Source organism: Mixta sp., assembly GCF_024610815.1.
Taxonomy (GTDB): domain Bacteria; phylum Pseudomonadota; class Gammaproteobacteria; order Enterobacterales; family Enterobacteriaceae; genus Mixta; species Mixta calida.
In genome coordinates this window covers 1-21,189 of record NZ_JANION010000213.1, presented here as the reverse complement: position 1 = coordinate 21,189, position 21,189 = coordinate 1, and the positions used below count along the sequence as shown (strand labels likewise).

23 protein-coding genes are annotated in these 21,189 nt (G+C 57.2%); 7 read left to right on the top strand and 16 right to left on the bottom strand.

Going from position 1 to position 21,189, the window contains the following annotated elements; genetic code table 11:
* Positions 1–209, top strand: a 209-nt coding sequence (locus MYY08_RS16240; protein ID WP_288014934.1) for a hypothetical protein, incomplete at its 5' end; no start/stop codon positions are given.
* Positions 210–249: 40 nt separating this feature from the next.
* Here MYY08_RS16240 and MYY08_RS16235 read toward each other — a convergent pair.
* Positions 250–1,098, bottom strand: a complete 849-nt coding sequence (locus MYY08_RS16235) for a carboxylate/amino acid/amine transporter (protein WP_038628918.1) — start codon at positions 1,096–1,098, stop codon at positions 250–252.
* A 355-nt stretch (positions 1,099–1,453) separates the two neighbouring features.
* Here MYY08_RS16235 and glpT point away from each other — a divergent pair, with 355 nt between their 5' ends.
* Complete coding sequence (gene glpT / locus MYY08_RS16230) at positions 1,454–2,809, top strand: glycerol-3-phosphate transporter (protein ID WP_190296262.1); 1,356 nt, start codon at positions 1,454–1,456, stop codon at positions 2,807–2,809.
* Positions 2,806–3,861 (top strand): glycerophosphodiester phosphodiesterase, encoded by a 1,056-nt coding sequence (glpQ, locus tag MYY08_RS16225; protein ID WP_288014932.1) that lies wholly within the window; start codon positions 2,806–2,808, stop codon positions 3,859–3,861. Before glpT ends, glpQ begins: the two co-directional genes overlap by 4 nt.
* A 108-nt stretch (positions 3,862–3,969) precedes the next feature.
* Here glpQ and yigL read toward each other — a convergent pair whose 3' ends face one another.
* Positions 3,970–4,770 (bottom strand): sugar/pyridoxal phosphate phosphatase YigL, encoded by an 801-nt coding sequence (gene yigL / locus MYY08_RS16220; protein WP_038628922.1) that lies wholly within the window; start codon positions 4,768–4,770, stop codon positions 3,970–3,972.
* A 48-nt stretch (positions 4,771–4,818) separates the two neighbouring features.
* Positions 4,819–5,811 (bottom strand): lysophospholipase L2, encoded by a 993-nt coding sequence (gene pldB, locus MYY08_RS16215; protein WP_038628924.1) that lies wholly within the window; start codon positions 5,809–5,811, stop codon positions 4,819–4,821.
* A gap of 100 nt (positions 5,812–5,911) precedes the next feature.
* Between pldB and rhtB the strand changes: the two genes are divergently transcribed.
* Positions 5,912–6,535: a homoserine/homoserine lactone efflux protein gene (gene rhtB, locus MYY08_RS16210; RefSeq protein WP_038628926.1), complete on the top strand. Its 624-nt coding sequence runs from the start codon at positions 5,912–5,914 to the stop codon at positions 6,533–6,535.
* A 378-nt stretch (positions 6,536–6,913) separates the two neighbouring features.
* On the opposite strand, the gene rhtC is transcribed toward rhtB, so the two are convergent.
* The 3 genes from rhtC to pldA all read right to left on the bottom strand — a co-directional run bounded on the left by rhtC (position 6,914) and on the right by pldA (position 10,460).
* Positions 6,914–7,540, bottom strand: a complete 627-nt coding sequence (gene rhtC / locus MYY08_RS16205; protein WP_038628928.1) for a threonine export protein RhtC — start codon at positions 7,538–7,540, stop codon at positions 6,914–6,916.
* Positions 7,541–7,666: 126 nt separating this feature from the next.
* Positions 7,667–9,493, bottom strand: a complete 1,827-nt coding sequence (recQ, locus tag MYY08_RS16200; RefSeq protein ID WP_038628929.1) for an ATP-dependent DNA helicase RecQ — start codon at positions 9,491–9,493, stop codon at positions 7,667–7,669.
* A gap of 97 nt (positions 9,494–9,590) precedes the next feature.
* Positions 9,591–10,460 carry a phospholipase A gene (gene pldA, locus MYY08_RS16195; RefSeq protein ID WP_038628931.1) on the bottom strand — a complete coding sequence of 290 codons (870 nt, stop codon included), beginning with the start codon at positions 10,458–10,460 and terminating at the stop codon, positions 9,591–9,593.
* 180 nt (positions 10,461–10,640) lie between these two features.
* Here pldA and MYY08_RS16190 point away from each other — a divergent pair, with 180 nt between their 5' ends.
* Together MYY08_RS16190 and rarD are read left to right on the top strand one after the other, a co-directional pair.
* A complete protein-coding gene (locus tag MYY08_RS16190; protein WP_038628932.1) occupies positions 10,641–11,111 on the top strand; it encodes a thioesterase family protein in 471 nt (156 codons plus the stop codon).
* Positions 11,112–11,168: 57 nt separating this feature from the next.
* Positions 11,169–12,068 carry an EamA family transporter RarD gene (gene rarD, locus MYY08_RS16185; protein WP_084970236.1) on the top strand — a complete coding sequence of 300 codons (900 nt, stop codon included), beginning with the start codon at positions 11,169–11,171 and terminating at the stop codon, positions 12,066–12,068.
* On the opposite strand, the gene MYY08_RS16180 is transcribed toward rarD, so the two are convergent.
* The 9 genes from MYY08_RS16180 to lptM all read right to left on the bottom strand — a co-directional run bounded on the left by MYY08_RS16180 (position 12,048) and on the right by lptM (position 20,147).
* Positions 12,048–13,094, bottom strand: coding sequence for an AbrB family transcriptional regulator (locus MYY08_RS16180; RefSeq protein WP_190296265.1), 1,047 nt, complete (start codon positions 13,092–13,094; stop codon positions 12,048–12,050). The two genes, rarD and MYY08_RS16180, sit on opposite strands and share 21 nt — an antisense overlap.
* A gap of 99 nt (positions 13,095–13,193) precedes the next feature.
* Complete coding sequence (gene corA, locus MYY08_RS16175) at positions 13,194–14,147, bottom strand: magnesium/cobalt transporter CorA (RefSeq protein ID WP_038628937.1); 954 nt, start codon at positions 14,145–14,147, stop codon at positions 13,194–13,196.
* 146 nt (positions 14,148–14,293) lie between these two features.
* The gene (gene ysgD / locus MYY08_RS19205; protein WP_353738475.1) at positions 14,294–14,350 is read right to left on the bottom strand and encodes a YsgD/CorL family protein; all 57 of its coding nucleotides are present in this window, start codon (positions 14,348–14,350) and stop codon (positions 14,294–14,296) included.
* Between the two features lie 182 nt (positions 14,351–14,532).
* Entirely contained in the window at positions 14,533–16,695 is a 2,163-nt protein-coding gene (gene uvrD, locus MYY08_RS16170) for a DNA helicase II (RefSeq protein ID WP_038628942.1), read from the bottom strand.
* A gap of 57 nt (positions 16,696–16,752) precedes the next feature.
* On the bottom strand, positions 16,753–17,469 hold the full coding sequence (gene yigB / locus MYY08_RS16165) for a 5-amino-6-(5-phospho-D-ribitylamino)uracil phosphatase YigB (protein WP_038628944.1): 717 nt from the start codon (positions 17,467–17,469) through the stop codon (positions 16,753–16,755).
* The gene (gene xerC, locus MYY08_RS16160; protein ID WP_190296266.1) at positions 17,469–18,374 is read right to left on the bottom strand and encodes a tyrosine recombinase XerC; all 906 of its coding nucleotides are present in this window, start codon (positions 18,372–18,374) and stop codon (positions 17,469–17,471) included. The genes yigB and xerC overlap by 1 nt, the downstream gene beginning before the upstream one ends.
* Positions 18,371–19,072, bottom strand: coding sequence for a DUF484 domain-containing protein (locus tag MYY08_RS16155; RefSeq protein WP_288014926.1), 702 nt, complete (start codon positions 19,070–19,072; stop codon positions 18,371–18,373). The genes xerC and MYY08_RS16155 overlap by 4 nt, the downstream gene beginning before the upstream one ends.
* Positions 19,069–19,893, bottom strand: coding sequence for a diaminopimelate epimerase (dapF, locus tag MYY08_RS16150; RefSeq protein ID WP_038630172.1), 825 nt, complete (start codon positions 19,891–19,893; stop codon positions 19,069–19,071). The genes MYY08_RS16155 and dapF overlap by 4 nt, the downstream gene beginning before the upstream one ends.
* A gap of 29 nt (positions 19,894–19,922) precedes the next feature.
* Positions 19,923–20,147, bottom strand: coding sequence for an LPS translocon maturation chaperone LptM (lptM, locus tag MYY08_RS16145; protein WP_038628948.1), 225 nt, complete (start codon positions 20,145–20,147; stop codon positions 19,923–19,925).
* A gap of 168 nt (positions 20,148–20,315) precedes the next feature.
* Between lptM and cyaY the strand changes: the two genes are divergently transcribed.
* Positions 20,316–20,636 carry an iron donor protein CyaY gene (gene cyaY / locus MYY08_RS16140; protein ID WP_084970232.1) on the top strand — a complete coding sequence of 107 codons (321 nt, stop codon included), beginning with the start codon at positions 20,316–20,318 and terminating at the stop codon, positions 20,634–20,636.
* A 127-nt stretch (positions 20,637–20,763) separates the two neighbouring features.
* Here the strand turns inward: cyaY and MYY08_RS16135 are convergent, their stop codons facing one another.
* Entirely contained in the window at positions 20,764–21,132 is a 369-nt protein-coding gene (locus MYY08_RS16135) for a hypothetical protein (RefSeq protein ID WP_288014925.1), read from the bottom strand.
* Positions 21,133–21,189: the final 57 nt, after the last annotated feature.

Here is a 21,189-nt window from a genome sequence, read left to right as displayed (position 1 = left end):
GCGCAGGAAAAATTGAAGATTGTCTCTCATCTGTATTTGGCAATTTTTTTAGCGATGCAACTAAAGTACTGAATGGCGTATTTAACTTAGGTTATGAAGTAGAAGCTGCACAGCAAACCGGGCAGGATTTTGGCAGCCGTCTGGGTAAAGCGATCGAAGATGGTGTGAACAATATTCTTTCCCGCTTCAAGAAAGAAATTATTGGTTAATTAAAAAGTACCGGATTCAACAATAAATCCGGTACTTTCTTTAGCGAAGAACCCAGCGACGATGTATCCATAACGAAGCGACAATCAGCCCACCGCCGATAATAAAAGGCGGCCAGTCCGGCTGCTCCTGCCAAATCGCCAGGTTTACCAACAGTCCCGCTGGCACATGCATATTATTCATAATGCCCAGCGTGCCGGCATCAACCTGCGTCGCGCCGTAGTTCCACATAAAATAGCCCAGCCCGGAAGCGACAACGCCCAGCCAGATCAGTATTCCCCATTGCAGATGCGTGGTCGGCAGTTTCTGCGGGTTGCCCCACAGAAACCAGGCGACGATCGCCACCAGCACCGCGCCGATATAAAACCAGGAAAAGGCGGTATGCTGCGGCATCGGGCGTGTTTCCTGTAAACGTTTGTACCCGACCATCCCGACGGCAAAGCAGATATTGGCCAGCTGCACCAGCAGCAGGCCGGTCCAGAAATGCTCGCTCAGCTGGTCGTAGCGAATAATCGCTGCGCCGATCACCGCCAGCAGCGCGCTGAGCGCATAGCCGATGCGCACGCCACGACCACTAATCAGGTCATATATCAGCGTGACGTACAGCGGCGTCATAACGGTAAACAGCAGGAATTCCGGCACGCTAAGATAGAGATACGCCTCAAAACTCAGCAGATACATAATGCCGAGCTGCAACATCCCGACCAGCATATAGAGCAGCAGCGTAGAGGCGCGATAGCCGCGCCAGCGCAGGAACGGCAGAAATACCAGCGCCGCCAGCGCCAGGCGCACCAACACGGAAAAAACGCTGTCCACCTGCCCCGCCAGATAAACGCCAATCAGGCTGAACGAAAAGGCCCACAAAATAGTAGTAATAATCAGTAATGCCACAGTTGATGTCTCCAGCTAAACAGGCGGCTATTGTAGCGGAATGTTCGCTGCGCCTGGCGACTTAGTGGTTGACATCTGTTCTTATTTTGCGCAAAAGCGCCTCCTGATACTCCTGTGGCAGTCCTTAACTGGCCCGCTCTGGCGCCCTACCACGCCGCACTACCCTGTATGGCGCCTTTTTGTGACATCGGTTACAACCCTTTGTCATAAAACTGTAACATTTGCGCTTTACCTCACAGTCAATTTCATCCTCAACCACTATTCTTTGCGCGAAATAGAACATCGGGCAAAAAAATGCCCCTTTTCGCTCATTTTATGCGTGTTTAAAAACATTCTCGCCTCTGGAGGCCTTTTTATGCTTAGCATTTTTAAGCCAGCACCACACCAATCCCGCGTGGCGGCGGATCGCACCGATCCGCTTTACCGCCGTCTGCGTTGGCAGATCTTTATCGGCATCTTTTTCGGTTACGCCGCCTACTATCTGGTACGAAAAAACTTCGCGCTGGCCATGCCTTATCTGGTGGAGCAAGGCTTTTCACGCGGCGATCTCGGCTTTGCCCTCTCCGGCATCTCCATTGCCTATGGCTTTTCGAAATTTATTATGGGTTCGGTCTCCGACCGCTCAAATCCACGCGTTTTCCTGCCCGCCGGCCTGATAATGGCGGCGCTGGTGATGCTGGTGATGGGCTTTGTTCCCTGGGCCACCTCCAGCATTATGATTATGTTCGCGCTGCTGTTTGTTTGCGGCTGGTTTCAGGGCATGGGCTGGCCGCCTTGCGGACGCACTATGGTTCACTGGTGGTCTCAGAAAGAGCGCGGCGGCATCGTCTCGGTCTGGAACTGCGCGCATAACGTCGGCGGCGGCATCCCCCCACTGCTGTTTCTGCTTGGTATGGCCTGGTTCAACGACTGGAAGGCGGCGCTTTACATGCCCGCGTTCGCCGCAATTGTCGTCGCGCTGATTGCTTTTGCGCTGATGCGCGATACGCCGCAGTCGTGCGGTCTGCCGCCGATTGAAGAGTATAAAAACGATTATCCGCCCGATTATAACGAGCAGCACGAACAAGAGCTGACGGCGAAACAGATCTTTATGCAGTACGTGCTGCCCAACAAACTGCTGTGGTATATCGCGCTGGCGAACGTTTTTGTCTACCTGCTGCGCTACGGTATTCTCGACTGGTCGCCGACCTACCTGAAGGAAGTGAAGCACTTTGCGCTGGATAAATCCTCCTGGACCTATTTTCTCTACGAATATGCAGGCATTCCCGGCACGCTGCTGTGCGGCTGGATGTCGGATAAGGTATTCAAAGGCAACCGCGGCGCGACCGGCGTATTTTTTATGGTGTTGGTGACCATCGCCACCGTCATTTACTGGCTCAACCCGGTTGGCAATCCGGGCGTGGATATGGCCTGTATGATCGTTATCGGCTTCCTGATTTACGGCCCGGTAATGCTTATCGGCCTGCATGCGCTGGAGCTGGCGCCGAAAAAGGCGGCGGGCACCGCGGCGGGCTTTACCGGCCTGTTTGGTTATCTTGGCGGCTCCGTCGCGGCAAGCGCGATTGTCGGTTATACCGTGGACTATTTCGGCTGGGACGGCGGTTTTCTGATTATGATCGGCGGCTGCGTGCTGGCGGTGATCCTGCTGCTGCTGACCATGCTGAGCGAGACTAAGCACAAACGCCAGATGCAGCATGAGGGTGAAAAATGAAAGCAAAACGGTTAATCGCGACGGCGCTGCTCGCCGTCGCCTGCGGCGTCAACGCGCAGGGGCCTGACAAGATCGTTATCGCGCACCGGGGGGCCAGCGGCTACCTGCCTGAACATACGCTGCCCGCCAAGGCGATGGCCTATGCGCAGGGTGCGGACTTTCTTGAGCAGGATCTGGTGATGACCAAAGACGCTCGGCTGGTGGTGCTGCACGATCACTATCTCGATCGCGTTACCGATGTCGCCGAACGTTTTCCCCAGCGCGCGCGTAAGGATGGTCGCTACTACGCCATCGATTTCACGCTGGCGGAGATTAAAAGCCTGAATTTCACCGAAGGCTTTAAGCTGGTGGGAGGCAAGAAGGTGCAGACCTGGCCTGGCCGCTTCCCAATGAACACCTCCTCTTTTCACATTCATACTTTTGAAGAGGAAATTGAGTTTATTCAGGGGTTAAATCATTCAACCGGCCGCAATATCGGCATCTATCCTGAGATCAAAGCGCCCTGGTTTCATCATCAGGAAGGCAAAGATATCGCCAGCGCGGTGTTGCAGACGCTGAAGCGTTATGGTTACAGCGGCCGTCAGGATAAGGTCTGGCTACAGTGCTTCGATTTTAATGAGCTGAAGCGCATTAAAACCGAACTGGAGCCGAAAATGGGTATGGATCTGCGGCTGGTGCAGCTGATTACCGAAACCGATTCGCATGAAACGGAAGAGTTGCGCGAAGGCAAATGGGTGAACTACAGCTACGATTGGATGTTTAAGCCAGGCGCGATGAAAGAGCTGGCGAAGTATGTAGACGGCATCGGCCCCGATTATCATGAGTTGTTCAGCGCCGATTCAAAGCCGGGCGCGGTACGTCTGACGCCGCTGGCGCAGGAAGCGCACGCCAGCCATTTGCAAATCCATCCCTATACGGTGCGCGCCGACCAGCTGCCCGACTGGGCTACGGACGTGAATCAGCTGTATGACGCGCTTTATAACCGGGCGCAGGTGGAAGGACTGTTTACCGATTTCCCCGATAAGGCGGTTCAGTTCCTGCAGCGACAGTAAATCTGGCAGAGTTGCGTTTCTCTTTCCGACGCTGCAAAGCGCCTGTGTCGAAAGATAAAAGCGGGAACGCTCAATAAATCAGGCGGCCGTGGGCCGCCTTTTTTACACTCAGGCAAGGAATAGCTGGCGCAGCGTGCGCGGCACCGCATCTTCCGCGTTGCTGCCAATTACTTCCAGCTCCGGCAGCAGATCTTTCAGACGCTGATGGGCATTACGCATGATGTAGCCTTTACCAGCCATAATCAGCATCTCTTTATCGTTCATACCGTCGCCGAAGGCGATAGCGTTTTCCAGCGAATAGCCCAACAGCTTCGAGACCTCTTCCAGCGCATGGCCTTTCGACACGCCGCCCGCCATCACTTCCAGGCAGGTGGGGAAAGAGAAGCTGACATTCACCCGATCGCCCCAGCGCGCCACAATCGCTTCTTCCAGCGGCACGAGTTTTTCAGCGTCGTCGCAGATAAAGAAGACCTTGCTGATGCCGTCAGTCGGCAGCAGACCCGGCTGATAAACCTGATAAGTAAACACCGACTCACGGAAATAGCGTTCTTCCTCCGGGCGGTGCCGGTTCAGAAACCATTCATCATCGCGGTAAACGTTAGTAAGGATATCGGGATCGTCATACTTCAGCGCATAAAGATCGCGGGCGATATCTTCATCAAGGTTGTGGCTGAAGATCAGCTCGCCAGCGGTGTTATGCACGCGCGCGCCGTTAGAGGTGATCATATAGGCTTCGATTTCCAGATTATCACGCATCTGCGAAACATCGACATGATGACGGCCGGTGGCGAAAACGAAATGTACGCCGCGCGCTGTCAGTAGCCGGAGCGTTTCTTTAGTGTAGGGCGTTAAACGATGATCGGGAGAAAGCAGGGTGCCATCCAGATCGGAAGCAACAACATGGTACATGCAAACCTCTGGTATCGAAGAGAGTGGTAACGTTCTGAGTGGTGCAATTTAATCATGCCGCTCGAAAAAATTGACGATGGCATGTAAAGCTTCGGCGCGCATGGCGTCTTTTTCAAACAGGATCTCATGACGCGCGCCTGCAATAACATAGGGCTTTCCGCCTTCGCAGGGATGACCGGCGGCCTGCATCGCCGCGCAGAAGAGATCCTGCGAACGGTTATCGACCACTTTGTCATCCCCGGCCTGCAACAGCAGCAGCGGCGTAGTAATCGCTGCCGCTTTTTTCAGGACATTCTGCCCCGCCTGAATGCCTTCGCGCACCCAATGGTAAGTTGGCCCGCCAACCCGAATCGCGGGATCGTCTGCATAAAAACGCAGGTTGCGCTTATAACGTTCGCGGCTGTGCGTCAGTTCGTTCAGGCTGAACGGCCGCGCACGCCAGCGACCGGTTCCCAGGGCGTAGCCGTCACGCATTGCCGGACGTTTTTCCGCCCAGTCAAGAATGCGGTGCGCCATCCAGGCAGGCATCGGCAGGTAAATGCCAAACATCGGCGAAGCCAGCACCGCCGCGTTAAACGCCGTGGGATTGCGTGCCAGCAGCAGCGTTAAAATAGCGCCGCCCATCGAGTGCGCCAGGGCATAGCGACGGCGGTAGTGGCCAGCGATCAGCTCTTTCAGGCAGAGTGTTTCCAGATCATCGACATAATGTTCGAAATGAACGACGTGTCCCCGATGGGCATCTTTCAACAGCCTGCCGGATCGCCCCTGCCCGCGGTGATCGACAATCACGATATCATAGCCGCAGTGCCAGAGGTCGTAAGCCAGTTCCGGGTATTTAACGTAGCTTTCAATACGGCCGGGCACGATGAGTATGACTTTGTCGTGTTTCGGCGATGTGAAGCGCACATAGCGGATCGGGACGTTTTCGATGCCGGTGAATTCGCATTCTTCGCGTTGACGCCAGAAATCAAGCAGCGGCCCGGTAGCAAAAGCGGCGAAAGCTTGTTCCCGTATTGGCCAGTGTTTTTTATGACTGGTCATGGCTCGACTCCTTTAAACCTTCCGGCAAACAGCCGCCGTAGCGCAACCGCTGGCAATGGCGTATTGTGGCATAATTCTGCGCATTCAGGGAGTGTTACCCATGACTATCGAATGGTGGCTGGCCTATCTGTTAACCACCGTGATCCTCAGCCTGTCGCCCGGTTCGGGCGCTATCAATACGATGAGCACCGGCATCAGCCATGGCTATCGCGGCGCCGCGGCGTCGATTACCGGACTGCAGGTGGGCCTGGGGCTGCATATTGTATTGGTGGGCGTGGGGTTAGGCGCGCTTTTTTCCCGTTCGCTGTTGGCGTTTGAGGTGTTGAAGTGGGCGGGCGCAGCCTATCTTATCTGGCTGGGCATTCAGCAATGGCGCGCCGCCGGCGCGATCGATTTGACTGCGGTTTCGCGCGCGATGCCGCGCCGCCGTCTGTTTCAGCGCGCGGTGCTGGTGAATCTGACCAATCCCAAGAGCATTATTTTTCTTGCCGCACTGTTTCCGCAGTTCATTATTCCCCATCAGCCGCAGGCGTTGCAGTATCTGGTGCTGGGCGTGACTACGATTGTGGTCGATATCGTGGTGATGATCGGCTATGCCACGCTGGCGCGGCGTATTGCGGTATGGATTAAAGGCCCGCACCAGATGAAGCTGCTGAATCGGGTATTCGGCGGACTGTTTGTCGCTATCGGCGCGTTGCTGGCGTCGGCGCGGCGGATGGCATAGAAAGGGCTGGCGTTCTGGTTTCGGTCAGCGGCAAAGAATTGGGCGCCCAGGCTCCGCTCAGCGGGGACAGGCAGCTACGTAAAGACGCCGTGAATCCATCCCTGGAGGCTCCGCCGCGTCATCCATGACGCGGAGGCTTTACTCCGCTGCCCGCCCCCGCTTCCCTGGTTTCAGTGTCTGCCGCTTCCCTGTTTGCTATCAGCTAACCCTATTATCTTTAACGCCCGTTTGTAGCCAGGCCGCCTGCACCAAAGCCAGACGGCCGTCGGCGGCGCAGTGAGTTGCCGTTCGGCCAGCACGCAGCGATCCGAGCGTATAGTAATACGTGAGGAAGCGAGTACTGCCCGGACGGCAAATCACCAGTAAGCCAGGCCGCCCTCAGCGGGAAAGGATCAGATGGATGCCGAACCCGGCGAATAGCACTCCCGCCATGCCGTCGATCCATTTCGCCATACGCTGATACTGTCGGCGCATCCACGGCAGCGCGAACACCGCCGCCACCAGGGTAAACCAGGCGAACGTTTCACTGATAATCAGCACAAAAAGCCCCCAGCGCGTGCCGGTTGCGACGTCGTCGCCGACAAACAGTGAAAAAACGCTGCCGAAGTAGATGACGGCTTTAGGGTTGGAGAGGTTGGTCAGGAAACCTTTCAGGAAGCTGTGGCCTTTTTTCGCCAGCGCGGCTTGCGGCTCGGCATTTTCCACCGGCTGACGATGCTGGCGATGCGCGGACCGCAGCAGCTGCCAGCCCAGCCAGGTCAGATAGAGTCCACCGCACACCATAATCACTTCATGCAGCCACGCCATTTTTTGCAGAATAAGGTGCAGTCCCATCAGCGCCACGCCTGCCCAGATGACTATCCCCAGCGTGATGCCCAGCACCCCCATCATCGCCTCTTTGCGTGAGCGGCTGGCGGCGGTTTGCGAGACAAAAAAGAAATCAGGACCGGGGCTCATCAGTGCCACTAAATGCACTGCGGCGACGGTGAGAAAAAGCGCGAGCATAACAGTTTCCTTGCCGATGAATGGAGTGAGAAAGCCGACGGGCTTTTCACGACGCGCATGATTATTACGCTAAATCCTTTTCGGTTCATCTGTTATCTGCGGCGTCGTGCGACGCCCGGAGAGGATTTATTCCTCGCCGTCGACATGCTCGCGGATCATCACCAGGAAAGGCTTGCCAAAACGCTCCAGCTTGCGATGGCCAACGCCGTTAACGCTGAGCATTTCCGACGCCGTCAACGGCATCTGCTCCGCCATCTCAATCAACGTCGCATCGTTAAACACCACGTAAGGCGGGATGTTCTCTTCGTCGGCGATCGCTTTGCGCAGCTTGCGTAGCTTGGCGAACAGCTTGCGGTCGTAGTTGCCGCCGTAACTTTTCTGGTTGTTATATTTCGCTTTTACCGTCACCAGCCGCGGTACGGCAAGCATCAGCGGCGCCTCGCCGCGTAAAACCGGCCTGGCCGCTTCGGTGAGCTGCAGCGCGGAATGCAACGTAATGTTTTGCGTCACCAGCCCAAGATGAATAAGTTGGCGCAGCACGCTGACCCAGTGTTCATGGCTCTGATCGCGGCCAATGCCATAGACCGGCAGCTTATCGTGGCCCAGCTCGCGAATACGCTGGTTGCTGGCGCCGCGCAGCACCTCAACCACATAGCCCATGCCAAAACGCTGGCCGACGCGATAGATGGTCGACAGCGCTTTCTGCGCCTCCACCATGCCATCGTAGCGACGCGGCGGATCGAGGCAGATATCGCAGTTGCCGCACGGCTGCTGGCGTCCCTCGCCGAAATAGTTAAGCAGGACCAGACGGCGGCAGGTTTGCGCTTCGGCAAACGCGCCCATCGCATTCAGTTTATGACGCTCAATATCCTGCAGCGGACCGGGCGCTTTCTCCTCCAGGCACCGGCGTAGCCAGGCCATATCCGCCGGATCGTAAAGCAGCATGGCTTCAGCAGGCAGACCGTCTCGTCCGGCGCGTCCGGTTTCCTGATAATAGGATTCAATGTTGCGCGGAATATCGAAATGCACCACAAAGCGCACGTTGGGTTTGTTAATGCCCATGCCGAAAGCGACAGTTGCCACGACGATTTGCAAATCGTCGCGCTGAAATGCCTCCTGCACCTGCGCGCGATGGGCGTTTTCCATGCCGGCATGGTAGGCGCCTACGCTTAAACCGCGGCTTTGCAGACGCGCCGCCGTGTCTTCCACTTTCGCCCGGCTGTTGCAGTAAATAATGCCGCTTTTACCGCGCTGATCCTGCACGTAGCGCAGCAGCTGTTCGGTCGGCTTGAATTTTTCCACCAGCATATAGCGGATGTTCGGCCGGTCGAAGCTACTGATTTGAATCAGCGGGTCGTGCAACTGCAGCAGGCGGACAATATCATTGCGCGTGGTTTCATCGGCGGTTGCCGTCAGCGCCATCACCGGCAGCGACGGGAAACGCTGGCGCAGCTGGCCCAGCGCGCCATATTCCGGGCGGAAATCATGTCCCCACTGGGAAATACAGTGCGCCTCATCCACCGCCAGCATTGCCGGCTTCCAGTGCGTCAGGCTGTCGAGGAAGTTATCCATCATCAGACGTTCCGGCGCGATGTAGAGCAGACGTATTTCGCCGCTGCGACATCCCGCCATCACCGCCTGCTGCTCTTCGCGCGTTTGCGTCGAATTCAGGCACGCCGCCGCCACGCCGTTCGCCAGCAGCTGATCGACCTGATCTTTCATCAGCGAAATCAGCGGCGAAACGACCAGCGTCAGGCCATCACGCAGCAGGGCCGGAATTTGATAACAGAGCGATTTTCCGCCGCCGGTGGGCATCACCACCAGACAATCCCGGCCGCTCAGCGACGCCTGAATGATGGTTTGCTGCCCGGGGCGAAACTGCTGATAGCCGAAGGTATCGCGTAATACCTGTTCAGCCAGCGCTTCCTGATTAATTACTGCCGCCGTAGACACGTCTTCCCCGTATTGCACTGCATTATGATGATGTGACGGGCGGGATAGCCGCCCGAAGAGACAATGACTGTGTGGCAGGCCCGCGTACGGGCCTGTATCAGAACAGATCGTTTAAGGTTACGCCAACGCCGACGCGGGTCTGACGATGATTATAATCGATTAACGATTCGCCGTAGCCACTGAACACCTGCGTATAGAAACGCACATGCTCGCTGATCGGATAGCTCCATCCCAGTTCTGCGCCGCCATAACCGCTGTTCCAGTTATAGTTGCCCTGCACGCTGAAGACGCTGTTGCCTACCCGGTAACCTAATTTGGCGCGATAGTAACCCATGTACTTGGTAATGTCAGGGTTGTCATCGTTGCTTTCGCCATCCGGCAGACGATACCAGGGCTTAATTTCCGCCAGGAGGTTGCCGTTTTCCGCCATCAGTCGCGCATAAACGCGGTTCCAGCTGCGCGACGTCGGATCGGAACGTCCGTTTGACTGGTGGTTCAGGCCCAGCTCGATATCACGCAGCGTCCAGCCGGCGAAAGAGTAGTCCGTTGCCCATCCGAGAAAAATTTGCGGTTCGTAGTTCGTCTCGCGGAAAGGCGATGACGCGCCGCGGTTGGAAAGCTGCCACCAGGAACGCTGAGTATAGGACGCCGCCAGTACGGAATTATCGCCCAAAATGCCGCGCCAGAGCGGAAACGCCAGGCTGAGCTGAAATTTTACCTCATCCTTTTTCGCTTTGTCAGCCCAGTCGTATGATTCAATGGCTTCCTTGTTCATATCGCTGGTCAGGGTATAAAGCAGATAATTGCTTTCATAAGGATAAAGCACGAAGGGATTGTCATGCTTTTCCAGCAGGTTGGCGATAATGCTGCCCTGAACTGCTGGCGCGTCATGTACTTCCCTGACGGTGGCTTCTTGAGCCTGCGCAAAGGCGGGCAATAATAAAGCCGCCGCTATTAGCATACGCATAGTCTTCTCCGGTGAAGCGCTGTGTGACCATTAAATAAAAAAAGCAGGCCATTCTACACACAATCCCGCAACGAGATCAGCGCTGTTTTCTTAAAGTGGAAAGCAGGTTCCTGTCAGCATAAAATACACAATCTGTTAACATCCTAACGCTTTACCAGCCGGTACCAGGAAAATCCTTTTATGTCAGAGACTCAGTTAGATCGGGCGGCGGCCCGCCAGCTTATCGGCGAAATTTTCGTCTACCATATGCCCTTTAATCAGGCGCTCGGTCTGGAGCTGAAAAGGCTTGAATCAAACTACGCTGAACTGCGCTTCGCCAATAAAACCATGCTGGTCGGCAATGCGGCCCAGCAGATCTTACACGGCGGCGTTATTGCGTCAGTACTGGACGTGGCCGCCGGGCTGGTCTGCGTCAACAGTTCTCTGACGCGCCAGGAGCATATTACCGAGGAGGAGCTGCGTCACCGCCTGTCGCGCATGGGCACCATCGATCTGCGCGTGGATTATCTGCGTCCCGGACGCGGCGAACACTTTATCGCCGCCAGCAGCCTGCTGCGCGCCGGGAATAAAATCTCCGTCGCACGCGTCGAACTGCATAACGACGCGGGCGTCCATATCGCCAGCGCCACGGCAACCTATCTTGTTGGTTAATTTCAACCGCACGCCCGTTTTTACTTTAGACTGGCGCTTTTAATCTGAGAGTACGTGATGGACACACAACAAACGCGCCAGGGTATTTTTTTCGCGCTGGGCGCCTATTTTATCTGGGGCGTTGCGCCAGCCTATTTCAAACTGATCCAGCAGGTGGCACCGGGCGAGATCATGACGCATCGCGTCATCTGGTCGGCGCTGTTTATGCTGCTGCTGATCTCCGTCAGCCGCAGCTGGCCGCGCGTGAAAACCGTAATGCGTCAGCCGAAGAAAGTGCTGATGCTGGCGGTTTCGGCCACGCTGGTCGGCGGCAACTGGCTGCTGTTTATCTGGGCGGTAAATAACCACCATATGCTGGAAGCGAGCCTGGGCTATTTCATTAACCCCTTGCTCAACGTGGTGATCGGCATGCTGTTTCTCGGCGAGCGCTTTCGTCGTATGCAGTGGCTGGCGGTGTTGCTGGCGACCGCCGGCGTGCTGGTGCAGCTGTGGAAGTTCGGATCGCTGCCGCTGATCGCGCTGGGACTGGCGCTCAGCTTCTCGCTATATGGCCTGACGCGTAAAAAAATCGCGGTGGACGCGCAGAGCGGCATGCTGATCGAAACGCTGTGGCTTTTCCCTGTCGCTTCCTGGTATCTGTTCGGCATCGCCGACAGCGCCACCAGCCATCTGTCGCACAATAGCGCCATGCTGAATCTGCTGCTGATCGCCGCCGGGATTGTCACCACCATTCCGCTGATGCTGTTCACCGCCGCCGCTACGCGCCTGCGTCTCTCGACGCTCGGCTTTTTCCAGTACCTGGGACCGACGCTGATGTTTCTGCTGGCGGTGCTGTTCTACGGCGAAGCGATGACGCCCGACAAAGCGGTGACGTTCGGCTTTATCTGGCTGGCGCTGGCGCTGTTTATTATCGACGCGCTCTATACGATGCGCCGCTCACGCACGGGCAAAGCGTGAGATAAAGCGCGCCATAGCCGGGCCGGTAAGCAGAATGGTAAACAGCCGCAGCGTTTGCAGCGCCATGACGAAAGCGATATCGACCCGGCTTCCTGCAGCAATAATCGCCACGGTATCCAGCCCGCCAGGGCTGGTAGCCAGATAAGCGGTCAACAGATCGACATGTAGCAGTTTAGTCAGTATCCACGCCATTCCTCCGCACAACAGCATCAGCCCGGCAATCGACGCCAGCATCTGCGGTAACGTGCGCAGCGCCAGACGGAAAATGGGCAGCGTAAAGCGCAGCCCTACCGTCCAGCCGATCAGCGTGTAAGCGGCGGCTAACAGCCATTCCGGCACCTGCAACGCTACCGTTCCGCTGCTTTGCAACACCGCGCCAGCCAGCGCAGGCAACAGCAGCGCGCCCGCCGGAATGCGAAAACGCTGGCCGAGAAACGCGCCTGCCAGCATAACGCACAGCGTGATGACAAAGCGTATATCAAGCGCCGGAAACCAGACCTGCGGCGCCGCGCTTTGCGCATCATCGCCCAGGCTGATGCGAGCGACAATCGCAGCGGCAGTCGCCACGAACAGCACGCGCAGATACTGCATAAAGGCCACCAGCCGCGCGTCGGCGCCGTAGTCGGCCGCCATCACTACCATCGCCGACGCGCCGCCCGGCGATGAACCCCAGGCGCCGGTCGGCCCCGGTAGATCGCTGTAACGCACCAGCAGGAAACCGGAAAGGCCGCTGGCAGCGAGCGTCATCAGCAATACCGCCAGCACCACCGGCCAGTCGGCGATCAGCGGATCGATAATCGAGGGAGAGAGGCTGCGGGCGATCATGCAGCCCAGCACCGCCTGACAGAGAATAAACAGGCGCTTATCAATACGCAGCGTCGCGCCCAGCAGCCCCATGACAACGCCGACAATCATCGGCCCCAGCAACAGCGCAGCCGGCACATGGAAATATTGCAGAACAAAACCCAGCAGCAGCGAAACGACAATCAGCATCGTCCATTGCTGCCAGCGCGAAAGCTTTTCCATAAAAGGGTGATATCACAGCGGCTTGAAAAACCTAAGGTTACGCACAACCCGCCAGGAATGCCAGCGGCGGAAGGCCGGTGTTTATCCGGCCTTCCGGCTTTACAGCCAGTTTTTACGTTTAAAATAGAGGTACGGCGCCAGCCCGGCCAGGATCATCAGGCCGATCGCGGCAGGATAACCAAAGCTCCACTTCAGCTCCGGCATAAATTCAAAGTTCATGCCGTAGCTGGAGGCGACCAGCGTCGGCGGCAGGAAGACCACTGATACCACCGAGAAGATTTTGATGATGCGGTTCTGCTCGATATTGATAAAGCCCATCGCTGCCTGCATCAGGAAGTTCACCTTCTGGAACAGCGATTCATTGTGCGGCAGCAGGGATTCGATATCGCGCAGGATTTCACGCGCCTGCTCCAGCTGGTTAGTCGGCAGACGCGCCTTGCGCACCAGGAAGTTCAGCGCGCGCTGCGTATCCATCAGGCAGAGACGCACCTTCCAGCCGATATCCTCCAGCTCCGCCAGCGTAGAGAGCGCCTGATCGAACTCGTCGCCCTGCTGTCCCTCCATAATCACGCGGCTCAGCTTTTCCAGATCGCTGTAGATGTTTTCGATCTCATCCGCCAGCTGTTCGATTTTGGTTTCAAACAGATCAAGCAGCAGTTCATAGGCGTTACCGTCAATCAGCGTCTGGCTGCGGGCGCGCATGCGATAGAGGCGAAATGCGGGCAGTTCACGCTCGCGCAGCGTATAGAGGCGGCCTTCGCGGATAGTAAAGGCGACGGTGGCGTTGCCCGCGTGATCTTTGGCGTCTTCGTAGAAAAAGAAGGAGTGGATATGCAGGCCGTCTTCGTCCTCGAAAAAGCGGGCGGACGCCTCGATATCTTCCAGCTCAGGGCGCGTGGCCAGGCTCTGACCCAGCTCACTCTGTACGCGCTCGCGCTCCGCTTCTTCCGGCTCGATAAGATCGACCCATACTGAAGATATCAGGTCTTCCGGCGCATCTTCCAACTCCAGGCGGGTAAGGCGGCTGCGATCCAGTTTAAAAGCGCTCAGCATAGCAGTACTCCCAATTGGTCATTCAAACGGGACAATACGCCAGAACACAGAAACCTGAGTTTCAGTCAGTGATAAACGCTAACTCGCGCGACGGGAAAAAGAGAGTCGCTGACAACCACAAAGGCTATCAGCATAAGAGGATGGCCTTAGGGGTTGTACCTGTTGACAAGGTGGTTGAGCCAGCATCGACTGGGAGTGTCCAAGGCGAAAGTCCTCTTAGGGTAATCGTGCGCGCATGTTACGCCGAGACGAAAAAGGCGTCAAGCGAAGCCGGGCGCCCTGAAGAGTGCGTTGCTGCTGGCCAGCGAGCGCGCAAGTTAATCCCGCCTGACGCGACGGTCAACGGCGGGAACATCGCCTGCGGCGATGCGCTCAGCCTCTTGCGCTATACCGCTTCGAGACGAGCGTAGGCGGCCACCAGCCATTTAATGCCCTGTCCCTGAAACGCCACCTGCAAACGACTGTGATCGCCGCTGCCTTCGAGATTGATGATGGTGCCTTCGCCGAATTTGGCGTGACGTACGCGCTGACCCAGCGTAAAGCCGCTGTCGTTTTGCGCCACCGGCGTGCCCATGCGCTGATGATTGACCGGCCTGCTAATACTGGCGCGCAGGCGCACCTCATCGACGCACTCTTCCGGCAGCTCGCCGATAAAGCGCGACGGGCGATGATAAACCTCTTTGCCGTACAGCCGACGCGTTTCCGCATAGGTCAGCGTCAGCTTTTTCATCGCGCGGGTGACGCCAACGTAGGCGAGACGGCGCTCCTCTTCCAGCCTGCCGCCCTCATCCAGCGCCATCTGACTGGGGAACATCCCCTCTTCCATACCAACGATAAATACCTGACTGAACTCCAGCCCTTTCGCCGCATGCATGGTCATCAGCTGCACCGCGTCCTGCCATTTGTCCGCCTGGCCTTCCCCGGCCTCCAGTGCCGCATGCGACAGGAACGCCTGTAAGGGCATCAAATCTTCATCTTCATCCTGGTAGCTGTACTGACGCGTGGCGTTTACCAGTTCCTCTAAGTTTTCGATGCGCGTCTGGCCTTTTTCGCCTTTTTCCTGCTCATACATCAGCCACAGGCCGGAATCTTTAATCACCCGGTCAGTCTGGACGTGCAGCGGCAGTTCGGCGGTCTCCTGCGCCAGCGAATCCACCAGTTCGGTGAAGCGTTGCAGCGCAGCGGCGGCGCGTCCGGCCAGCGCTTTTTCCTGCAAAAGCTCGCGGCTGGTTTGCCACAGCGTCAGCTGACGATCGCGCGATGCCTGACGCACCACGTCCAGCGTGCGGTCGCCGATGCCGCGCGTCGGCGTATTGACCACGCGCTCAAAGGCGGCGTCGTCGTTGCGGTTGGCGATCAGACGCAGATAGGCCAGCGCATCTTTGATCTCCTGGCGTTCGAAGAAGCGCATGCCGCCATAAATGCGGTACGGCATACTGGCCTGTAATAACGCCTCCTCCAACACGCGCGACTGGGCGTTGCTGCGATAGAGAATGGCGCAGTCGTTGAGCGCCCCGCCGTTCTCCTGCCAGACCTTGATGCGGTTAACCACAAAGCGCGCTTCATCCAGCTCGTTAAACGCGCAGTAGAGCGAGATCGGCTCGCCGTCGCTGCCGTCGGTCCACAGCTCTTTGCCGAGACGACCGTTGTTGTTGGCGATCAGGGCGTTGGCCGCTTTCAGAATATTGTTGGTGGAGCGATAGTTCTGCTCAAGTCGAATGGTTTCTGCGCCGCGAAAATCCTGCAGGAAACGCTGGATATTCTCCACCTGCGCGCCGCGCCAGCCGTAGATAGACTGGTCATCGTCGCCGACGATCATCACTCGACTGCTGTCGCCCGCCAGCAGACGAATCCAGGCGTACTGAATATTGTTGGTGTCCTGGAACTCGTCCACCATGATGTTGGTGAAGCGTTCGCGATAGTGATTGAGAATATGCGGCTTAGTAAGCCACAGCTCATGGGCGCGCAGCAGCAGCTCGGCAAAGTCGACCAGCCCGGCGCGATCGCACGCCTCCTGATAGGCCTGATAAACGCGCAGCCAGGTTTGCTCCACCGGATTGCCGTAGCTCTCGATATGATGTGGGCGCAGCCCTTCGTCTTTCTTGCCGTTGATGTACCACATCGCCTGACGCGGCGGCCACTGCTTCTCATCCAGGTTCATCGCTTTGATCAGGCGCTTCAGCAGGCGCAGCTGGTCCTCGCTGTCGAGGATCTGGAAATCCTGCGGCAGACGGGCGTCAAGATGGTGCGCGCGCAGCAGGCGGTGCGCCAGACCATGGAAGGTGCCGATCCACATGCCGCCCTGGCTGGTGCCGATCAGCTGCTCAATACGGTGACGCATTTCCGCTGCGGCCTTGTTGGTAAAGGTCACCGCCATAATTGAATAGGGCGAGCAGTTCTCTACCGTCAGCAGCCAGGCGATGCGGTGCACCAGCACGCGTGTCTTGCCACTGCCCGCGCCCGCCAGCACCAGCAGGTTGGTGCGCGGCGCCGCAACGGCCTCGCGCTGTTTATCATTCAGGCTGTTTAGCAGGTCAGAAACGTCCATAAGCACCGTCAGTCAGGAAAAACGCACCAGTGAGACACTGGATATTTGTACAGAAGATTATAACAACGCCGTCAGCGATGCCAACTGCGTAATTTCAACATGCGGCAGCAGGCGCGCATCATGAATCTGCATCAGATTGCCCTCGCGCAGATTGATCCAGCAGGCCTGCATGCCGCAGCGCACCGCGCCAGCAACGTCAGTCGTGAGATCGTCGCCGACGTGCAGAATGTTTTCCGGAGCGATATTCAGCCGCTGCGCCGCCAGATGATACATATCCTGGTAAGGCTTGGCGCGCCCATGCGGGCCCGCGCGCAGCACAAACTGAAAATAGCGGTCGAGCCCGAACAGGTGCGGCTCGGCATTGCCGTTGGTGATCGCCACCAGCGGCACGCGCTCCGCCAGCGCAGCCAGCGCGACGTGCGTTTCCGGCGGCACGCTAATCTGGCTGCGCCAGTGAGCGAATACCTCCATCACCTTATTCGATCCCTCCCGCGCCTCGTTGAGCGTGAGACCCACATCCAGCATCGCCTGTTCGACGGTGCGGCGTCGCCATTCGGTGACGTCGTGGTAGATCTCAGGCTCCTCGGCCAGCAGCCGGTCGCGTAATTTTTGATACGCTTCGGTGGAAAAGTCGCGCAGGCTCGGATGATATGCCTGCAAAAAACGGTGCGACTCCTCGGTGGTCTTCAGGATGACCGGATAGTTGTCATACAGCGTGTCATCCAGATCGAAGGTGATCGCTTTGATCGGCTTCAGCCGACGATAAAAATGCATCAGGATTTTCCTCGTTTGGCGCGCGGATGCGCCGCATCATACACCGTCGCCAGATGTTGAAAGTCGAGATGGGTATAAATTTGCGTCGTGGAGAGGTTGGCGTGGCCTAAAAGTTCCTGCACCGCGCGCAGATCGCCGCTCGACTCCAGCATATGCGTGGCGAAGGAGTGGCGCAGCTTGTGCGGATGCACATGACTGCTTACGCCCTGCTTGACGCCCCACTCGGCGAAGCGCTTCTGCACGTTGCGCACCGAAATACGCTTACCCTCTTTCGAGACGAACAGCGCGTCGCTTTCCGGCGCGTAGATATCGCGTAGCGTCAGCCATTTCCGCACCCATTCCACCGCCGTGCGGCCGATGGGCAGGCGGCGCTCTTTGCTGCCTTTGCCCGTGACCCAGACTTCGCCCGCCTCCAGATCGAGATGACGACGGTCGATGCCCACCAGCTCGGAGAGACGCAGCCCGGCGCCGTACATGATTTCCATCATCGTGCGGTCTCGCACCGCCAGCGGATCGCTCTGGTCAATATCCAGCAGCTGATTCACCTCATCGACATCGATGTTTTTCGGCAGATGACGCGCGGCGCGCGGCGCGGCGATCCCTTTCGCCGGGTTCGCCTTCAGCGCCCCCTGGCTGACCATCCAGTCCAGAAAACTGCGCAGCGCGGAAAGTCGCAGCGCCAGGCTGGCTGGCTGCAAACCGGCGCGACGGCTGCGCGCCGCCAGCTGACGCACGTGCGCCGGCTCCAGCTGCGACCAGTCGGCGATTTTCATCTCGTCGGCCAGCTGCATCAGCGCCGCCAGCTGGCGCGCATAGTTTTCATGGGTTAACGGACTCAGCTGACGCTCGACCTTCAGGTAGCGCAGAAAGCCCTCGACGGCGGCCTGCAGCGCAAGTTGGCTCATACGCGCGCAACCCAGCGGCTGAGCAGTTCCGGCAGCATCAGCGCCAGGTAATGCAGCAGCAGCGTGCCCTGTCCGGGCTGATAATGGTGCGTATCGCGGCTGCTGAACATCAGCACGCCCAGATCGCCGCGCTCGCCGAACAGCGACATCGCCACCGAGCCGACCGAGCGCGCCTGCGGCAACAGCAGCAGCAGCTCCGGTCCGTTCAGCGAGCCGAGATAGTGCTGATCTTTACCCAGACGCTGAATGCGCACCGGCTCAAACGCCTGACGCGACAGCGCCAGCTGCGTAAAGCTGGAGGGCGCGCCCAGCTGCCAGCGATCGCTGAACAGCCGCACGTCTGCGCCGGCAAGCCCCAAATCGCGCGCCCAGCGCTGAAGACGGTTAAGCATCTCCTGCAGCGAAGGCGCAGAAGCCAGGTGACCCTGCAAGCTGAGCAGACGATCGAAAAGCTGATGGTTGGCGGACGCCTGCTCCATCAGCTGCGTGATTTCATTTTCCAGCTGATGGATATGGTTGCGCTGACGCGCCATATGCCACTCCACCAGCGAAACCGTACCGCGCACCGGGTGCGGCACCGCCATCTGTTCGACCTGGCGCGCATTGCGTATAAAAAAATCTGGATTTTGCAGCAGGTAGTCACACACCGACTGGTCGTCCAGCATCAGTTCGGCGGCTATCTCTCCGACATGTTTCATAAATGAATAAACCCATCATAAACGTGCGTGGCCGGTCCGGTCATATAGAGCGGATGTCCCGGCCCTTTCCATGCGATATGCAGCGTACCGCCCGGCAGATCGACGCGCACTTTTTCCGCCAACAGCCCTTGCTGAATGCCGCAGGCCACCGCAGCGCACGCTCCGCTGCCGCAGGCCTGCGTTTCGCCTGCGCCGCGTTCATAAACGCGCAGACGGATATGATCCGAATTCACCACTTCCATAAAACCGACGTTAACCCGCTCCGGGAAACGTTCATGGCTTTCCAGCACCGGGCCCAGCGTTTCGACCGCCGCGGTTTTTACGTTGGCGACCTGAATCACGCAATGCGGATTGCCCATGGAGACCACGCCGAACATGATGGTTTGCTCGGCGACGCGCAGCAGATAAAGGCTTTCCGCCTTGTTGGCGCGAAACGGCACCTGCTGCGGTTCGAAATTTGGCTCGCCCATGTTGACGCGCACCAGCTCATCGTTGGTGACGCTGAGTACCATGCGCCCCGTCTGGGTGCTGACGCGGATATCGCTTTTGTTCGTCAATCCCTTCAGACGGACAAAGCGGGCGAAACAGCGTGCGCCGTTGCCGCACTGCGCCACTTCGCTGCCGTCGGCGTTAAAGATGCGGTAATGGAAATCGAGATCGGGATCGTAAGGCGGCTCGACGATCAACAGCTGATCGAAGCCGATGCCCAGATGACGATCCGCCAGGCGACGGATCAACTCCGGCGAGAAATAGACATTTTGCGTGACGGCGTCAACGACCATAAAGTCATTGCCAAGACCGTGCATTTTCGAGAACTGCATTTTCTGCTCCGCCGGCTGGGCCATCATGGTTACTGCGTCGCCTGAGTGGCCGTATCCGGGCTGGTCAGGTTATTCTCCTGCTGGCCATCCGGCTGGGTCGCCGTTGAAGAAGGGGTCGTCTGTTCGACAGGCGGCTGCGGCGTAGTCTGTTTCGGCTTATCCTGCGGCGGAAAATAGAGCGGCCCTTTCAGTCCGCAGCCGGCCAGGCTGGCCAGCGCCAGCGCCATTGCCAGGTGGCAAAGGATTTTCTTCATGCTATTCCTGCTTATGTTTGATGCGATTACCTTGTTGCTTATCATCGCAGCTGACTTTGGAAAAGCAACAGGAAAAGGTGACGTGATGTGCTGCATCTCACTCTTGTCAGACGATGTCGTAAAATCCTGCGGCGCGTTATACTGCGCCAAAACCTTAAGGAAACAATGATGAACGACAGTGAATTTCACCAGCTGGCCGATCGCCTGATGTTAACCATTGAAGAGTATTTTGACAGCTGGGACGGCGACAGCGATATCGACTATGAAACCCATGCCGGCATCATGACGCTCAGTTTTGAAAACGGCAGCAAAATCATTATCAACCGTCAGGAGCCGCTGCATCAAGTCTGGCTGGCGACCAAAGGCGGCGGCTACCATTTTGACTACCGCGACGGGCAGTGGATTTGCAACCGCGGCGGCGGCGACTTCTGGCAGATTCTGTCGGACGCCTGCAGCGCGCAGTCGGGCGAAACGGTGTCGTTTCGTTAATTGCGCAGTTATTCTTTGCCAAAAGCGCGTGGAATGCAAAGCCCCAGCGGGGCTTTGTTTTAGAAAGTATATTTCGTTAACTGAATGACTCGCTGCTCTTTATTCTGACGTATATAAAATTCAGTTTTCAGCCTACCTTTCTTTCCCAATGCCCGCCCCGCTCATTATCTGAGACATAATGGTATCCTAACGCCGTCAGATAGTTTTCTAACGCGGCTGTTTCCGTCGCGCTACTAAAGACAATAGCGCTCATTTCTGGAGAAGGACCATCCATCATCCTAAAGCGAAAGTAATAACTATCCGAAATACGCGGCGCATTTTTGATCTCTTTATCAACGTAAGAGTAATAAAGCCACCAGTCGCTCTGTTTAAAACCGGGGCTTTTTTCTGCTACGCTCATCATCTTACAATCGGCTAAAACCAGGGCGATAAACATCACTGTTGTTAACGCCAGCGTCCGCGTGATCCATTTTATGTTTTTCGTTAACTTTCCCATCTGACAGTAACCTGCGCTCCAGTATCAATACGACGGACAATAAACCGTCTGTAGAGC

What these genes read in the sequence shown, in the direction of transcription:
- glpT (WP_190296262.1), top strand. Translation starts at nt 1,454, where the DNA reads ATGCTTAGCATTTTTAAGCCAGCACCACACCAATCCCGCGTGGCGGCG.
- glpQ (WP_288014932.1), top strand. Translation starts at nt 2,806, where the DNA reads ATGAAAGCAAAACGGTTAATCGCGACGGCGCTGCTCGCCGTCGCCTGC.
- yigL (WP_038628922.1), bottom strand. Translation starts at nt 4,770, where the DNA reads ATGTACCATGTTGTTGCTTCCGATCTGGATGGCACCCTGCTTTCTCCC.
- pldB (WP_038628924.1), bottom strand. Translation starts at nt 5,811, where the DNA reads ATGACCAGTCATAAAAAACACTGGCCAATACGGGAACAAGCTTTCGCC.
- rhtB (WP_038628926.1), top strand. Translation starts at nt 5,912, where the DNA reads ATGACTATCGAATGGTGGCTGGCCTATCTGTTAACCACCGTGATCCTC.
- rhtC (WP_038628928.1), bottom strand. Translation starts at nt 7,540, where the DNA reads ATGCTCGCGCTTTTTCTCACCGTCGCCGCAGTGCATTTAGTGGCACTG.
- pldA (WP_038628931.1), bottom strand. Translation starts at nt 10,460, where the DNA reads ATGCGTATGCTAATAGCGGCGGCTTTATTATTGCCCGCCTTTGCGCAG.
- MYY08_RS16190 (WP_038628932.1), top strand. Translation starts at nt 10,641, where the DNA reads ATGTCAGAGACTCAGTTAGATCGGGCGGCGGCCCGCCAGCTTATCGGC.
- rarD (WP_084970236.1), top strand. Translation starts at nt 11,169, where the DNA reads ATGGACACACAACAAACGCGCCAGGGTATTTTTTTCGCGCTGGGCGCC.
- MYY08_RS16180 (WP_190296265.1), bottom strand. Translation starts at nt 13,094, where the DNA reads ATGGAAAAGCTTTCGCGCTGGCAGCAATGGACGATGCTGATTGTCGTT.
- corA (WP_038628937.1), bottom strand. Translation starts at nt 14,147, where the DNA reads ATGCTGAGCGCTTTTAAACTGGATCGCAGCCGCCTTACCCGCCTGGAG.
- uvrD (WP_038628942.1), bottom strand. Translation starts at nt 16,695, where the DNA reads ATGGACGTTTCTGACCTGCTAAACAGCCTGAATGATAAACAGCGCGAG.
- yigB (WP_038628944.1), bottom strand. Translation starts at nt 17,469, where the DNA reads ATGCATTTTTATCGTCGGCTGAAGCCGATCAAAGCGATCACCTTCGAT.
- xerC (WP_190296266.1), bottom strand. Translation starts at nt 18,374, where the DNA reads ATGAGCCAACTTGCGCTGCAGGCCGCCGTCGAGGGCTTTCTGCGCTAC.
- MYY08_RS16155 (WP_288014926.1), bottom strand. Translation starts at nt 19,072, where the DNA reads ATGAAACATGTCGGAGAGATAGCCGCCGAACTGATGCTGGACGACCAG.
- dapF (WP_038630172.1), bottom strand. Translation starts at nt 19,893, where the DNA reads ATGCAGTTCTCGAAAATGCACGGTCTTGGCAATGACTTTATGGTCGTT.
- lptM (WP_038628948.1), bottom strand. Translation starts at nt 20,147, where the DNA reads ATGAAGAAAATCCTTTGCCACCTGGCAATGGCGCTGGCGCTGGCCAGC.
- cyaY (WP_084970232.1), top strand. Translation starts at nt 20,316, where the DNA reads ATGAACGACAGTGAATTTCACCAGCTGGCCGATCGCCTGATGTTAACC.
- MYY08_RS16135 (WP_288014925.1), bottom strand. Translation starts at nt 21,132, where the DNA reads ATGGGAAAGTTAACGAAAAACATAAAATGGATCACGCGGACGCTGGCG.